This is a genomic window from Streptacidiphilus sp. PAMC 29251 (assembly GCF_054208735.2).
The window spans coordinates 8,494,280-8,508,741 of the sequence record NZ_CM135725.2; the positions used below are offsets into that span (position 1 = coordinate 8,494,280).

The following is a 14,462-nucleotide window of genomic DNA, read 5'->3' on the forward strand; positions in this document are numbered from 1 at the left end:
CTTCGTGCTGGCCGGACACGCGGACGCGGCCCTGCTCGACAGCTACGACGCCGAGCGCCGCCCGGTCGCGAACGCCAACCTCGCCTGGAGCCTGGAGAACGGCAAGCGGTTCCCCGCGATCCGCCAGGCCCTGGCCACCGGGGACACCGCCCGCGCCGGTGAGCTGCTCGACGCCCAGGGCGGCCACGTCAGCGCGCTCGGCCAGGACCTCGGCTTCGCCTATGCGAGCGGCGCGATCCTTCCCGACCACAGCCCCGCACCAGACTTCGCCCCCGAGCACTACACCCCCAGCGCCCGCCCCGGCCACCGCGCCCCGGCCGTGGCCCTGCCCGACGGACGCTCCACCCTGGACCTGTTCGATGACAGCTTCACCCTGCTGACCGGCCGCGACGGACAGCCCTGGCAGGACGCTGCCCAAGAGGTGGGCAGTGGAGCCTGGCTCCGCACCCTCGCCGTCGACCAAGGCCCGCTGGCCGAGGCCGCGGCGGATCTGCACACCGCCTACGGCATCAGCACCGGCGGCGCCGTCCTGGTCCGACCCGACGGCCATGTGGCCTGGCGCGCCGCCGCCCTGCCCGACGACCCGGCCGGCGCCCTCCGCACCGCCCTCACCGCGCTGCACCTGACCGCCGCCCACCCCGCGGCCACCGGCGGCCGGCCATGACCCTGCGCTACAGCGCCCACCTGAACACCCTGTACGGGACGCTGCCCGTGGTCCAGCGACCGGCCCAGGCCGCCGCCGACGGATTCCGCTGCGTGGAGCTCTGGGCCCCGCACCCGGACGAACGCGACCGCCTGGCCGTCGAGATCGACCGGCACGACCTGCGGGTCGCCTGCGTGAACACCGGCGAGGGCCCCTACGCGGACGACTTCGGGCAACTGGGCAATCCCGCCGCCGACTCCTGGTGGCGCGAGGACTTCACGGCCACGCTGCGCTTCGCCCGCCGGATCCGCGCCGGAGCGATCAACGTCCTGGCCGGAGGCCGCATCGCCGGCTCCTCGCGCGAACACCAACTGGGCACCGCCCAGGCCAATCTGGCCTGGGCGCTGAGCACCCTGGGCGAGGAGGGCGACCCGCACCTCCTGCTGGAACCGCTCAACGCGGCCGACCGCCGCTCCCCGCTGCTGCGCGGAGTCGACGACGCCCGCGCCCTGATCGAGCGGCTGGGCCGACCGCCTTCGCTGCGGCTGCTGTTCGACGTCTACCACCTGTTCCAGGAGGAGAGCGACCTGCTGGCGGTGCTGCGGGACGCCGAGGACTGCATCGGCCACATCCAGATCGCCGACTGGCCCGGCCGCGGCCGCCCTGGCACCGGCCGCATCCCCTTCCCCGAGCTGCTCGCGGCGATCGAACACCTCGGCTATGAGGGCTGGATCGGCCTGGAGCACTTCCCGCACCCCGCCGAGGAGCCGGCCGTGGCACCCGTCCCGAACCGCCGGACCGTCGCCACCGGAGGCACCGCATGACCCGGAACCCGGCCGACAGCTCCCGCACCACCTCGAACCCGGTCGACAGCTCCCGGCTGGACGGCGACCAGGGCTTCGCCGCCCGCTCCTTCCTGCGCTCCGGTGGCCTGACCAGCGACCAGGTCCGACTCCGCCCGGTGATCGGCATCGCCACCAGCTGGAGCGAGCTGAACCCCTGCAACCTGCCCACCCGGCCGATGGCCGAGGCGGTCAAACGCGGCGTCGCCGCGGCCGGCGGGATCGCCCTGGAGTTCCCGACGATCTCGCTGGCCGAGTCGCTGATCCACCCCACCACCATGCTGCTGCGCAATCTGATGGCGATGGACGTCGAGGAGATGATCACCGCAAGCCCCATCGACGCCGTGGTCCTGCTCGGCGGCTGCGACAAGACCGTGGCCGCCCACCTCATGGGCGCGCTGAGCGCGGACAAACCCGCCCTGTCGCTGACCACCGGACCCCGGCCGTCCGGCCGCTGGCGCGGCGGCGACCTGACCATCGACGACTCCTGGCGGCTGGCCGACGAGCGCCGCAGCGGGCTGCTCGACGACCAGGCCTGGCGCGAGGTCGAGGGCTGCATCAGCCCCGGCCCGGGCGTGTGCAATGTGATGGGCACCGCCGTCACCCTGGCGATGATCGCTGAGATCCTCGGCTTCGCCCCACCGGGCACCAGCCTGCTGCCGTCGGGCAGCCCCGAGCGGCTGGCCGCCGCCGAGCAGGCCGGCGTCCGGGCGGTGGAGCTCGCCCGTGAGCCGGTGCTGCCCAGCAGCCTGGTCACCCGAGAGGCGCTGACCGACGCCTGGCGGCTGGTGTGCGCCACCGGCGGTTCCACCAACGCCGTCATCCACCTCCAGGCCCTGGCCGGCCGCGCCGGGGTCGACCTGAGCACCCGTCAACTGCGGGAGGTCAGCGAGAGCACGCCCACCCTCGGCCGGGTCCGCCCCAATGGCCCGCACAGCCTGGCCGACCTGCACGACGAGGGCGGAGTGCCGGGCGTGGTAAGGGAGTTGGGCGGTCTGTTGCACCTGGACCGGCCCACCGCCGAGGGCGCCAGCTGGCGCGAGGTCGCCGCCAGGACCGCACCCGGCGCGGGCCGGGCGCTCCGTCCGGCGGCCGACCCGGTCCACCCCAACGGGGCGATCACCGTGCTGCACGGCAGCCTCGCCCCGAACAGCGCGGTCATCAAACGCAGCGCCGCCTCGGCGCAACTGCTCCAGCACACCGGACCGGCCCTGGTCTTCGAGGGCCTGGACGACCTCCGCGCCCGCATCGACGACCCCGACCTCCCGGTCACCGCGGACACCGTCCTGGTGCTGCGCGGGGCCGGGCCCATCGGCGGACCCGGCATGGCCGAGGTCGGCGGACTGCCGATCCCGGCCAAGCTCTACCGGGCCGGAGTCCGCGACATGGTGCGGCTCTCCGACGCCAGGATGAGCGGCACCGCGGCCGGCACCGTGGTCCTGCACATCGCCCCGGAGGCCGCGGTCGGCGGCCCGCTCGCGCTGGTGCGCGACGGCGACCCGATACGCCTGGACGTCCCCGCCGGAACCCTGGACCTGCTGGTCCCCCCGGACACCCTGGCCCAGCGGGCCCACCACACCCCACCGGCCGCCGCACCCCGCCCCGAGCGCGGCTACCGCCGGCTGTACGCCGACCACGTCGGCCAGGCCGACCAGGGCTGCGACTTCGACTTCCTGCGCGCCACCCCGAAGGAGACCCCGATCCCATGAAACTCGTCAGTTTCGGCCCCGCCCGTGCCGAACAGCCCGGCGTCCTCGACGGCGACACGGTCCTGCCGCTCGCCCCGCTGCTGGCCGACCTCGGCGTCCCCGGGGCCGGCATGAACGCCGTCCTCGGCCTGCTGCCCCACCTGCGCCCACTGATCGCCGACCTGCTCGCCGACCCGACGGCGGACCGGATCGCGCTGGACGCGGTGCGGCTCGGTCCGCCGGTGCCCGCGCCGCCCACGCTGATCGTCATCGGCGGCAACTTCCACGCCCATGTCGCCGAGATGGCGGGCATGAACGGCGGCAAACCGCCGCAGCAGCCGATCATCGTGCCCAAGCCCACCACCAATGTGATCGGCCCGCACGATCCGGTGGTCAAGCCCGCCGTCACCGCCGAACTCGACTACGAGGCCGAGATGGGCGTGGTCATCGGCCGCGTCGGACGCCACATCCCGCGCGAACGGGCGCTGGAGCACGTGGCCGGATACATGAACATCCAGGACATGACCGCCCGCGACCAGATCCTGCCGCCCGGCGAGCCCTGGATGCACGTCCAGATGGGCCGGGCCAAGGGCTTCGACGGCTCCAGCCCCTGCGGCCCCTGGCTGCTGACCGCCGACGAGGTCGCCGACCCGCAGAAACTGCGGGTCCGGATGTGGGTCAACGACGAACCGCGCCAGGACGGCAACACCGACGACATGGTCGTGGACGTCGCCGGGCTGGTCGAGAGCGTCAGCGCGGTGTTCCGGCTGCGCCCCGGCGACATCCTGATCAGCGGGACGCCGGCCGGGGTGGGCGCGAAGATGGACCCGCCGCGGTTCCTGCAGCCGGGCGACCGGATCAGCATGTCCGTGGACGGTCTCGGCCGCACCGACAACCCGATCGTGGCTTGGTGAGCGGGGCCGCCCCGACCGTCGCCTTCCTGGGCCTGGGGGCGATGGGTGCGCCCATGGCCGCCCGACTCCTGGAGGCCGGTCACCGCGTCGTCGTCTGGAACCGCACCGCGGCCCGCGCCGAGCCGCTGCGCGCGGCCGGCGCGCGGGTAGCGGCCACCCCGGCCGAGGCCGCCCGTGCGGCGGACCTGGTGCTGGGCTGTCTGCTCGACGGAGCCGCCGTCGAGCAGACCTACCTGGGGCCCGACGGCGCCGCCGAGGCCGCACGGCCGGGCCTGGTGTTCGTCGAGCACGGCACCTTCGCCCCCAGTCTCGCCCGCGGCATCGGCGCCCAACTGGCGTTGCGCGGAGCCCGGTTCCTGGACGCACCGGTCACCGGAGGTCCGGAGGGCGCCGCGGCGGGGACGCTGACCACCATGGTCGGCGGCCCGGCGGCGGCGCTCGCCGAGGTCGCCCCGGTGGTGTCCGGCTACGCGGCGCGGATCCGCCATGTCGGCGGCCAGGGCGCGGGGTTGGAGCTGAAGCTGGTGAACCAGATGCTGGTGAGCTGCCATGTGGCCGCCGCCGCCGAGGCGGTGGCACTGCTGCGGGGCAGGGAGGTGGACCTGGAGGTCGCCCGTGAGGTGCTGGGCTCCGGCTGGGCCGCCAGCGCCATGCTCGACCGAACCCTGACCCGGCTGACCCAGGACCTGCCAGGCCCCTCCGGCGCCACCCTGGCCGGCCTGATCGAACCCCAGCGGCTGGCGGCCGAGTTGGCAATCCAGGCCGGGGTGCCGCTGGCACTGCTCCCAGAGGCCCAGTCCCTGTTCGCCCGCGCCCGCGACCTGGGCCTCGGCGGCAACGACCTGTCCGGTTTGGCAGCGGCGGTCATCGCTTGACGCTGAGCTGCGCCGCCCACGACGGTCGGCGCCCCGCTGAGTGGCGTGGGCGCCGACCGTCGCGCCGTGTCACCGATCATCGTCGGCGATGGGAAGCGGGTCCGCGGCAATTTCAGTTGCGTCCGTCCATAGACTGAATCGCATGTCAGCTACGCCTCTGCAGCGCATCGCCGCCTTCCGTGCCTCCTTCGCCCGGCGTCAGGCCGATGTGGTGACCGAGATCCCCGGTGGCGTGGTGGTCCTGGACCAGAAGTACGCGGCCTCCCACGTGGACAACCTGCTCGTCATCGAGGGACCGACCACCCCCGCCGACCTGCCCGCCCTGGCCGATGCCGCTCTCGGCCACCTCCCGCACCGCCGGATCACGGTGCTGGACGACGCCGTCGGCACCGCCTGCGCCGCTGCCCTCACCGCGGCCGGTTACGCACACGAGACCGAACTCGTCATGTCCCATACCGGCCCCGCCGCCGCCACCGCCGTCCCCGGCCAACCCGCACAGACCGTCTCCCTGGCGGACCTGCGGCCCGCCCTGCTCCGCCAACTGCGGATCTGGATGCCCCAGGCCGAAGACGCCGTGATCGACCAGCTCGCAGACCGCCGAACAGCCCGGCTCCACGGCGCCGAGCAGGTCCGTTTCCTCGCCGTCCGCGACGAGAACGGCACTGTCGGGTCCTGGGCCGATGTCTACCTCGACGCGTCCCAGGGAATCGCCCAGATCGAGGAGATCGTCACCGCCGACGCGCACCTGCGGCGCGGCTACGCGGACACCACCCTCGCCACCGCCCTGCAGCACGCCGCGGATTGCGGCCTGGTCTTCCTCATCGCCGACCCCGACGACTGGCCGCACACCTGGTACACCCGCCGAGGCTTCGCCGCGATCGGCCACTCACACGTCTTCACTCGCGCAGCCCCCGCAGCCCGCGCAGCTCACTGATCCGCAGCAGGCGGGCCAGCAGCAGGAACAGGGCCAGCATCACGCCGCCACCCGCGATCAGAGCAATCGCAGAACCCGCGGCGGGGGAAACGACTGCTCCGGGGCAGGCGTGGGCGGCGCCCCAGCCGACGACACCTGCGGTCGCGCCGGCCAGGGCGAGCTTGCCGTAGGTACGCAGCAGGCGTTTGCCGTCCAGGCGGCCCTCCATCCGTCGAAGACAGAGATCCACACGGCCATCCAGAACGGCGTGCGGGTGTCGTCGAAGGCATAGAAGCCCCCCGGCCCGGGGGAGCTGTGCGTCGGCAGCGTTGGCGTAGCGCGTCACCACCGTCAGGGCGAAGACCTGCGGCAGCAGGAAGCGGGCGAACGTCACCGTCAGCTCGAAGAGCTGATGGTTGCCGGGTGTGTCCGGCATGTACAGCCCCACCAACTGAGGCGCCATCAGCACCGCGACCGCCGTGCCCACCGCGAGCACGCTCAGCACCAGGGTGACCAACCGCTGTTCGTGCGCCCGCCCGCCGTCGGCGTGCTCGATCCTGGCCCGCGCATCCCGGTGGCCCTGGACACCACGGTGCCCACCGCCATCAACGCCGACGAGTGCATCAACCCGCCGGGCTCCGCCCCGCCGCGCCGCTTCGCGTGACGCCCCCGCCCGCTGGACTCCGCCTGCGGAGCCAACCCTGCCTGCTCAGCCATGCCCCCAATCTCGTTGCAGTGATAATCCGTATACGCCTGGTAGTGATGCGGTGTCGCCCGGTGACCAAAGGCGTCGTAGTCGTCCATTTCGCTCGGTTTGCATACGCTTTCGCTCCGGGTAGGAAAGAACACCAAATGATGTCCAGGCGGTCTCGAATGGATATAGTCCGCTGCAGGCGGCTGCCGGGGAGAGCGCAGCCGCTGGGCCGCACCTCGGGGGTGGCGGCGGTCCCGGAGACAATTCAGGGGGCGAACCACCCTTGTCACAAGGCAACAACGGCAGCGCACCACAGCCGCCGCAGCAGTCCTGGGAGGGCAGGGCGGCAGCCAGAAAGGCGTCCGAATCGCGGCGCGGAAGCGCCGGACGCGGCCGGAATCGCAAGGCTCCGCCGCCTCGCGGTAAGCGAATAATCAAGTACGCCGCGTACGGAACGGCCGGCGCCCTGGTGCTCGGAACAGGAACGGCCTTCGGTTACGCGGCTTACCTCAACTCGCAGATCAAGACCAGTCATTTCGCCGGCGACCATAAACTCCCCCCGCCGAAGACCGACGCCCAGGGCCACAGCGCGTTGAACATCCTGCTGATCGGCACGGACACCCGGGACACCGCCGCCGATGTCGCTCTCGGCGGAGCCGGCGACGACAGCGGACCCGGCAACGCCGATGTGGAGATCATCCTGCATGTCTCGGCCGACCGCAGCAACGCCTCCATGCTGAGGCATCCCCCGGGACACCGACACCGACATCCCCGCCTGCACGGACCCTCGCAACGGCACCAAGTACCCCCCGAAGCACTCCATCATCAACTCCAGCTTCGGTCGCGGCGGTTCGGGCTGCACCGAGGCGGCTGTGGAGGCGCTGACCGGGATCTCCATCACCGACACCATGACCGTGGACTTCAGCGGGGTGGTGAAGATGGCGGGGGCCGTGGGCGGCGTCCCGGTCTGCCTCAGTCAGAACATCAACGACAACTACGTCTACTACGACAAGACCGGTCGCCACGAGCAGGGTTCGCACCTCATCCTGGCCGCCGGGAACCACATCGTGCTCCATTCGACGCAGTCACTGCAATGGCTGCGCACCCGGCACGCCTTCGCCCCGGACGGCAGCGACATCGGTCGCGCCGACGCCCAGCACATGTACCTCAACTCGCTGATCAGGACCCTGCGTTCGAACGGAACGGTGACTGATCCGAGCAAGGTGCTGGGCCTGGCACAGGCAGCGATCAAGAGCATCGTCTTCTCGGACAACCTCAAAAGCGTCACCAAGCTGGTGGGCCTCGCGGACCAGCTCAAGGGCGTCAAGACGGACCGGATCGTCTCGGTGACCATGCCGTTCGCAGCGGACCCCGCCAACCCCAAGGCTTGGCTGGTCCCCGCACCGGGAGCGGCCGCGCACCTGTTCTCGATGATCGCCAACGACGTCCCGCTGGACAACTCCACGATCGCGTCCGCAAAGCCCTCTGCCGCGCCGAAGCCCGCGCCGACCAAGGGCGCGACCCCGCCGCCGGCCAAGGGCAGCTTCGCGGTGACAGTGGTCAACGCCAGCGGTGGGAAGTTCCAGAACCGGGCGGCCGGGATGACCACCGCGCTCAAGGGGATGGGATTCGCCGAGGCCAAGGTGGGCAGCAGCCCGCCGAGCGCCGAGAACACGACCACGCTGAAATTCCCCGCCTCGCTCAAGGCCCAGGCGCAGGAGGTCGCCGACGCACTGCACCTCTCGGCGGGCGCGCTGAAGCCCAGCACCACGGTCACCGGGGTGACCCTGGACATCGGCCTGGACTGGGCCGGCGGCGACGACTTCCGATCCACGCTGCCCAAGCAGGGCAGCATCCCCAAGGAGGCGAGCGCGAGCGTCCAGAACGCCGCCAACAACAGCAAGTGCATGAAGGTGATGCCCCAGTACCAGTGGCACGGCAGCACACCCCCGGCGGAGCCCAGCAACAGCTGACCCGCCCTCGGTGTCAGTCCAGGCAGAACTCGTTGCCCTCCGGGTCGGTCAGCACCAGGAAGCCGCCGCTCAGCGGGGGAGCGGGTTCGTCGCGGCGGACCCGGGTCGCCCCCAGGGCGACGAGACGGGCGCACTCGGCCTCCAGCGCGGCCATCCGCTCCGCTCCCTGCAGACCGGGAGCCGCACGGACGTCGAGGTGGACCCGGTTCTTGGCGACCTTGTCCTCCGGCACCTGCTGGAAGAACAGCCGCGGGCCGTGCCCGTCCGGGTCCTCGATCGCCGATCGGGTGTTGCGCTGCTCCTCCGGTACGCCGGCCCGGGCGAGGAACTCGTCCCACGCGGCCAGCGGGTCGGCGCCCTCGGGCAGTTCGACCCCGGGCGGGGCGGGGTGGACGTAGCCCAGCGCGTCGCGCCAGAAGGACGACAGCGCGCGCGGGTCGTGGGCGTCGAAGGTGACCTGGAGGTGGCGGCTCATCGGGTTGCTCCGTTCGCAGCAGGTATGGCGTAGTGGCTACGGAGCCACTCTGACACCCCTGGCGGACAGTATCGGTCCGCTATCTCTGGCAGGCTGGGCAGCATGAACGTCGCAAGCGGTGACGAGCTGGGGACGACGGAGCGGGTGCTCACCCTGCTCGGGCTGCTGCAGCAGCGCCAGGTCTGGACCGGCCCCGAACTCGCCGAGCGACTCGGGGTCACGCCGCGCACGGTACGGCGTGATGTCGAGCGGCTGCGCACATTGGGCTATCTGGTGCACGCCGGCCAGGGTGTCGGCGGCGGTTACCAGCTCGGCCCGGGGCAGGACCTGCCACCGCTGCTGCTCGACGACGAGGAGGCGATCGCCACCGCGGTATCGCTGCTGGCCGGCGCGGGTGGCGCGGTCGCAGGGGCCGGCGACGCCGCGCTCCGGGCGCTGACCAAGCTCGACCGGGTGCTGCCCACCCGGCTGCGGCCCGAGGTGCGGGCGCTGGCCGGCTCGGTGGAGTTCTTCGGCGGAGGAGGCCGCACGCCGGTCGACCCCGAGGTGCTCCTGACGCTGGCCAGAGCCTGCCGTGACGAGGTCGAGGCCGGCTTCGGCTATCCGGCCGAGGGGGAGGTGCGACCGCGCCGGGTCGAGCCCTACCGTCTGGTCGCCTCCGACCGGCGCTGGTACCTCCTCGGCTACGACCTCGACCGCGACGACTGGCGCAGCTTCCGGGTCGACCGGATGACCGGAGTGTCCGCACGGACCTGGTGCTTCCGCCCGCGCCCGGCACCCGACGCGGCGACCTATGTGCAGGAGGGTGTGGCGAGCCGGGTCTACCCGCACCAGGCACGCTTCCTCGTGCACGCGTCCGCCGACACGGTGCGCGCGGCGGTTCCGGCCTCGGCGGCCGTGGTACGGCCGCGGGGGGACGGGCAGTGCGAGGTGCTCAGCGGCGCCGGCAGCCTCGACTTCGTGCTGATGCACGTCCTGCTGCTGGGGCACGGTTTCGAGGTGCTCGACCCTCCTGAACTCCGCGAGCGCTGCCGGGTGTTGGCGGAGCGACTGCTGTCGGCGGGGACGGGCATCGGCCCGGCGGGAACGAGCTAAGCCGCCAGGCCGATGCAGTAGTGCTGATGTGACGATGGATCAGACGACGATGCGGTCCAGGTTCGGAGCGCCCGCCGAGGGGTTGGAGAAGGTGATGGTGTTGCCGCTGCCCGCGTTGAGTTGGACGGTGACGGTCTTGGTGACCACGGTGTTGTAGTCGGGTGTCTCGGGGAAGCTGACGGTCTGCGCGCTGCCGTTGACGGTGACGATCGCGGTGCGGGCCTGGCCGACGCTCATGAAGTAGACGGTCAGGGTGTAGCTGCCGGTGGCCGGTTCGGAGATGCCGGTGAAGGTCGCGGTGCCGCCGTTGCCCAGGTAGCTGAGCTTCTTGCCGCCGCTGCAGTGCGCGCAGCTGGTGACGGTGGTGCCGCCCGCAAGCGTCGCCGCCTCAGCCTCGTAGGACTTGTTGCCACCGGTCGGCGGGGTCGTCGTCGGCGGAGTCGTCGTGGGAGGCGTGGTCGTGGTCGGCGGAGTCGTGGTGGGCGGAGCCGTCGTCGGGGGAGTGGTCGTCGGCGGCGTCGTGGTCGGAGGCGTCGTGGTCGGCGGGGCCCCGTTGCCTGACGGGTTCCAGTAGTCGCCGGCCATCACGATGTAGACCAGGGTCTTGATGGTCTCGCCGAAGTAGCCGTCACCGAACGGATTGGTGGCCAGCTGCGCCCAGATCGCGTCGGTCCAGGTCTGGTCGCCCGCGGCCATCGCGGACGGGCCGACCGAGTCACCGGCCTCCTCCGCCTGGTCGCTGGTGGAGTAGGGGGTGCAGTCGAGCTTGGTGTGCGGGTAGACCTTCTGCGGGTTGCCGCCGGACTCGCCCTTCAGGCAGGCCGATTCCTTCTTCGCGGTCGTGTACGACGCGGAGGCGGTGGTGCTCCCGTACAGCAAAGCGTCGGTGCCCAGGTGCCAGGGAACCCGGATGGAGTTGTAGCCGACGATGTTGTCGGGCTGGTCCTCCTGGAAGTTCGCCGCGGCCGGCTTCGGGCTGGTGGTGTTGGCGTTGCGGATGAAGTCCGACATCAGGCCGCCGGTGGCGGAGTACCCGGCGGTGAACTCGGTGATCAGCGACTCGGTCTTGTCGACGACCTTGTTCCAGTCGTGCGCGGTGTCGTACGCGGCGAAGGCCCGCAGGTGGTCGACCATGTAGTCGGACGGACGCGAGTCGTCGGCGAAGCTGTCGTCGTCCTCGGTCTTGAGGTGGCCGTCCGAGGCGACGTCATGGGCGTAGAAGCTGGCCAGCCAGGCCTTGGCGTCGGCGGTGTAGCCGCCCCACTGCTTGTCGGCCAGGACCAGCCCGTAGCCGACGTCCAGGTCGCCGTCCGTGGCGCCGTCGGGCGTGCCGGTGTCGGCGTACTTGCAGGTCTTGCCGTCGAGCTTCCACTCCATCAGGCCGTCGGCGTCCTCGTGGTCCTTCACCAGTTGCCACAGGCCGTTGAACTCGGTCTGCGCGGCGGTGTCGTAACCGGCCATCAGCGGCACGATGTTCATGCCGTAGCCCTGGGCCTCGGACACGGTGCCGTTGTTGGGCGCGTCGTCGTCACCCTTGGTCGAGACGTAGTACTCGTTGGAAGCACAACCCTTAATCAGGTAGGTCGACTTCCAGGAGTCGTACTCCTTCTCGACGGCGGTGTCCCGGCTCGCCTGCGAGGCGGACGGCATGACGCCGACCTTGTACGTCACATGCGTCGGGAACGGGAACGCCGTCGTGGCCGCGCTCGCGGTCGGCCCTTCGAGAGCGACGAAACCGAGCGCGGCGGTGGCGAGGGCGGCTACGCCGGCTATCGCCCGGGTGAGTCTTTTGGCCATCGCTGAGGGTGCTCCCTTGTCTGTGGGGGTGGGGAGTGCCTATTAAGTTAGGTAGGCTTCCTAACTCGTTACGACAGTCAGAATCTTCTCCTGAAGGGGTCGTGTCAAGACACGGCGTGTGAGAACGTCACCCCCGCAGCAGCGCCGGATGCTCGGCGACGACCGTGCTGGAACCCGGCGCGATCTCGGTGAAACCCGCGTCCCGCACCATCGGTAGACCCGAGGCGGCCAGCGCCGCCCACCGCTCGGGCCCCGCCGTGCGGACGGCGAGCGGGAACCCGGCCGCACGCCAGGCGGCCCGCTGTTCGGAGGTGAGCGCCCACCAGGCGAGCTGCGCCCCGTGCCCGGCCTGGGCCATGGACTTGCCGGTGGACATCGGCACCTCCGGGTTGAACCACAGCACCGGGACGCCGGGGTCGGGCGCGCCCGGCGGCTCGGGGTCGTCCAACTCGGTTCCGGAGACCTGGAGTTTGACCAGTTCCTTCGGCCAGCCGTCGAGCGGGACCGGTGGGAACACCCGCACCTCGGCGGTCTTCCCGGCGAGGGTGATCCCGGGCAGTTCCTCGGCCCTGCGCCACTCCCCGCCCCGTGCCCGGCGGACCACCTTGCGGATCCTGGCGTCCTGCCAGGCGTGGACGGCCTCCGCCCACTCCCCGTCCGGCTCCGTGGTCCGCTCGTCCGAGAGCAGGGTGAGCACGGCGCGGGCCGCCGTCTCCAGGGCGTCGGTGTGGGCGGGCGGATCGGTGCGCTCGATCCGCACCACCAGGGGCAGGACGAACTGGGGTGCGGCGTCACGGTCGGCCGCGCGGTCGGCGAAGGGGCTGCTGGTCACCGCCCCATCCTCTCAGCTCCCCGGCTGAGCCCAGGATCGCCCAGCCGTCACAGCCCCACGATCAGCTGAATGCAGATGATCTTCACCAGGATCGCCAGCGCGAACAGCGTTGAGTAGCCGGTGTTGATCCGGCTGTCCCGCACCTGGGCGTTGGCGTGGGCCGTCAGCGCCGGGTTGCCGACGTACCCCGCGAGCAGCCCCATTGACCGTTCCCGGCTCTGCCCGAGCAGGCGGCAGACCAGCAGCAGCAGCGAGTAGCTCAGCACCGCGCCGATCAGCAGCAGTGCCAGCAGCTTCAGCCCGAACAGCGAGAAGGCATTCACCCGGAAGGCATAACCCGAGGTCAGGCCGACGATGGCGAGGAACAGCAGCAGCCCGATCTGACGCAGGGTGAGGTTGGCACGGGTGGGCAGGGTCCAGACCAGCGGTCCGGTACGCCGCCGCCAGCCCAGGAACATGCCCATCAGCAGCGGTCCGGCCGCCGCGCCCAGAGCGAGCCTGGTCGAGCCGAAGGTGACCGAGGGGATGCCGATCAGAAAGCCCAGGCAGAGCCCGAGCCCCAGGCTGACCGCGCTCACCTCGCTGGCCGCTCCCTCGGCGTCGCCGAGGTAGCGGGTGATCCCGTCCGCCTCGCCACGCGGGGCGACCACCCGGATCCGGTCGTCCAGCTGCACCACCAGGTCGTCGTGGACCAGCAGGTCCACGTCCCCGCGCCGCAGTCGGGAGGCCCTGGCCCCGAAGTGCTCGCCGAGGCCCAGCTCGGCGACGGTGTGTCCGGCCAGCTTCGGGTTGGTGAGCAGGATCCGCCGGTAGTCCACGCGTTCCCGGTCGTCCAGCAGATGGTGCGGTGAGCGGGCGCCGAGGAAGGCCACCCCGATCGCCACGTCCTCCTCGCCGCCGACCAGGACCACCTGCTCGCCCGGGTGCAGCAGATCCAGGCCGAGCGCCACGGCGGTCTCGCCGCCGACCGGTTGGTGAGCGCTCACCAACAGCCGCCCGGTCGCCACCCCCGGCACCTCGCGCAGCCTTACGCCCCGCTCCACGGTGACGGTGACCGTCGCCAGCCGGTCCGGGAGGCCGTCGCCGGGATCCCGGCGGGCGGTCCACGGGCGGCGCCTGGCCAGCACCGAGAGAAAGAGGATGGTCACGATGATGGCCAGCGGATAGCCGATGGCGTAGCCCACCGCGGGCTGGGTCGGATCCTTGGCTGCGGCCTGCGCGGCGGCCAGCCCCGGCGTGGTGGTCCCGATCCCGGCGTAGCCGCCGGCCAGGTAGGGGCCGCTGATCCCGAACAGCGCGTGCCCGCCCCAGCCCACCGCCAGCGCGGTGAGCACCAGGGCGACCACCGCGCCGAGCATCACCGGCAGCTGCCGTCCGACCTCGCGGAAGAAGGCGGGACCCGACTCCAGGCCCACGGTGTAGACGTAGAGCGCCAGGCCCTCGACCGACAGCGCGGTGGGGACGGCTGGGCCGATGCCCTTGTCCAGCGCGCCCACGGCCAGCCCGGCGAACAGCACCCCGGCGGCGCCGAGCCGGACCGGCCCGAACCGCACCAGGCCCAGCAGTGAGCCGAGGGCGATCACCCCGAACAGCGTCACATACGGGTAGTCGATGAGGAACTGACGCACGGCCTCGGGCCTTCTTTCGCTCGTCCGGCAGCGCCGTCCGGCGGGCCCTGGGAAGCCAACCACCGGTACCGGCGCCGCGGCCGACGACACGGA

Annotated in this window: 14 protein-coding genes; 9 read left to right on the plus strand and 5 right to left on the minus strand. The window is 71.8% G+C overall.

The window, feature by feature from the left end:
- Positions 1-4: 4 nt before the first annotated feature.
- From ACXKR8_RS40230 to ACXKR8_RS40255, 6 genes are all read left to right on the plus strand, one after another.
- Positions 5-664: an aromatic-ring hydroxylase C-terminal domain-containing protein gene (locus ACXKR8_RS40230; RefSeq protein WP_462100042.1), complete on the plus strand. Its 660-nt coding sequence runs from the start codon at positions 5-7 to the stop codon at positions 662-664.
- Positions 661-1,467 carry a TIM barrel protein gene (locus tag ACXKR8_RS40235; protein ID WP_458269456.1) on the plus strand — a complete coding sequence of 269 codons (807 nt, stop codon included), beginning with the start codon at positions 661-663 and terminating at the stop codon, positions 1,465-1,467. The genes ACXKR8_RS40230 and ACXKR8_RS40235 overlap by 4 nt, the downstream gene beginning before the upstream one ends.
- A complete protein-coding gene (locus tag ACXKR8_RS40240) occupies positions 1,464-3,194 on the plus strand; it encodes a dihydroxy-acid dehydratase (protein WP_458269457.1) in 1,731 nt (576 codons plus the stop codon). Before ACXKR8_RS40235 ends, ACXKR8_RS40240 begins: the two co-directional genes overlap by 4 nt.
- Complete coding sequence (locus ACXKR8_RS40245; RefSeq protein ID WP_458269458.1) at positions 3,191-4,087, plus strand: fumarylacetoacetate hydrolase family protein; 897 nt, start codon at positions 3,191-3,193, stop codon at positions 4,085-4,087. Before ACXKR8_RS40240 ends, ACXKR8_RS40245 begins: the two co-directional genes overlap by 4 nt.
- Positions 4,084-4,962 carry an NAD(P)-dependent oxidoreductase gene (locus ACXKR8_RS40250; RefSeq protein WP_458269459.1) on the plus strand — a complete coding sequence of 293 codons (879 nt, stop codon included), beginning with the start codon at positions 4,084-4,086 and terminating at the stop codon, positions 4,960-4,962. Before ACXKR8_RS40245 ends, ACXKR8_RS40250 begins: the two co-directional genes overlap by 4 nt.
- 142 nt (positions 4,963-5,104) lie before the next feature.
- Positions 5,105-5,896: a GNAT family N-acetyltransferase gene (locus tag ACXKR8_RS40255; protein ID WP_458269460.1), complete on the plus strand. Its 792-nt coding sequence runs from the start codon at positions 5,105-5,107 to the stop codon at positions 5,894-5,896.
- On the opposite strand, the gene ACXKR8_RS40260 is transcribed toward ACXKR8_RS40255, so the two are convergent.
- A complete protein-coding gene (locus ACXKR8_RS40260; RefSeq protein WP_458269461.1) occupies positions 5,859-6,392 on the minus strand; it encodes a hypothetical protein in 534 nt (177 codons plus the stop codon). The two genes, ACXKR8_RS40255 and ACXKR8_RS40260, sit on opposite strands and share 38 nt — an antisense overlap.
- Positions 6,393-6,401: 9 nt before the next feature.
- Here ACXKR8_RS40260 and ACXKR8_RS40265 point away from each other — a divergent pair, with 9 nt between their 5' ends.
- Positions 6,402-6,539 (plus strand): hypothetical protein, encoded by a 138-nt coding sequence (locus tag ACXKR8_RS40265; protein WP_458269462.1) that lies wholly within the window; start codon positions 6,402-6,404, stop codon positions 6,537-6,539.
- A 773-nt stretch (positions 6,540-7,312) separates the two neighbouring features.
- A complete protein-coding gene (locus ACXKR8_RS40270; protein ID WP_462100720.1) occupies positions 7,313-8,542 on the plus strand; it encodes an LCP family protein in 1,230 nt (409 codons plus the stop codon).
- Between the two features lie 13 nt (positions 8,543-8,555).
- On the opposite strand, the gene ACXKR8_RS40275 is transcribed toward ACXKR8_RS40270, so the two are convergent.
- Positions 8,556-9,017: a VOC family protein gene (locus ACXKR8_RS40275; RefSeq protein ID WP_458269464.1), complete on the minus strand. Its 462-nt coding sequence runs from the start codon at positions 9,015-9,017 to the stop codon at positions 8,556-8,558.
- 102 nt (positions 9,018-9,119) lie between these two features.
- On the opposite strand from ACXKR8_RS40275, the gene ACXKR8_RS40280 reads away from it, so the two are divergent.
- Positions 9,120-10,112 (plus strand): helix-turn-helix transcriptional regulator, encoded by a 993-nt coding sequence (locus ACXKR8_RS40280; RefSeq protein ID WP_458269465.1) that lies wholly within the window; start codon positions 9,120-9,122, stop codon positions 10,110-10,112.
- 39 nt (positions 10,113-10,151) lie between these two features.
- Here ACXKR8_RS40280 and ACXKR8_RS40285 read toward each other — a convergent pair whose 3' ends face one another.
- From ACXKR8_RS40285 to ACXKR8_RS40295, 3 genes are all read right to left on the minus strand, one after another.
- On the minus strand, positions 10,152-11,909 hold the full coding sequence (locus ACXKR8_RS40285; protein WP_458269466.1) for a glycosyl hydrolase family 8: 1,758 nt from the start codon (positions 11,907-11,909) through the stop codon (positions 10,152-10,154).
- 127 nt (positions 11,910-12,036) lie between these two features.
- Positions 12,037-12,741, minus strand: coding sequence for a peptidyl-tRNA hydrolase (locus ACXKR8_RS40290; protein ID WP_458269467.1), 705 nt, complete (start codon positions 12,739-12,741; stop codon positions 12,037-12,039).
- 47 nt (positions 12,742-12,788) lie between these two features.
- Positions 12,789-14,369 carry an aspartate-alanine antiporter-like transporter gene (locus ACXKR8_RS40295; RefSeq protein ID WP_458269468.1) on the minus strand — a complete coding sequence of 527 codons (1,581 nt, stop codon included), beginning with the start codon at positions 14,367-14,369 and terminating at the stop codon, positions 12,789-12,791.
- Between the last annotated feature and the right edge of the window lie 93 nt (positions 14,370-14,462).

Bases quoted from the DNA above. Each gene is read 5' to 3' on its own strand.
- ACXKR8_RS40235 (WP_458269456.1), top strand. From the start codon at position 661: ATGACCCTGCGCTACAGCGCCCACCTGAACACCCTGTACGGGACGCTG.
- ACXKR8_RS40240 (WP_458269457.1), top strand. From the start codon at position 1,464: ATGACCCGGAACCCGGCCGACAGCTCCCGCACCACCTCGAACCCGGTC.
- ACXKR8_RS40245 (WP_458269458.1), top strand. From the start codon at position 3,191: ATGAAACTCGTCAGTTTCGGCCCCGCCCGTGCCGAACAGCCCGGCGTC.
- ACXKR8_RS40255 (WP_458269460.1), top strand. From the start codon at position 5,105: ATGTCAGCTACGCCTCTGCAGCGCATCGCCGCCTTCCGTGCCTCCTTC.
- ACXKR8_RS40275 (WP_458269464.1), bottom strand. From the start codon at position 9,017: ATGAGCCGCCACCTCCAGGTCACCTTCGACGCCCACGACCCGCGCGCG.
- ACXKR8_RS40280 (WP_458269465.1), top strand. From the start codon at position 9,120: ATGAACGTCGCAAGCGGTGACGAGCTGGGGACGACGGAGCGGGTGCTC.
- ACXKR8_RS40285 (WP_458269466.1), bottom strand. From the start codon at position 11,909: ATGGCCAAAAGACTCACCCGGGCGATAGCCGGCGTAGCCGCCCTCGCC.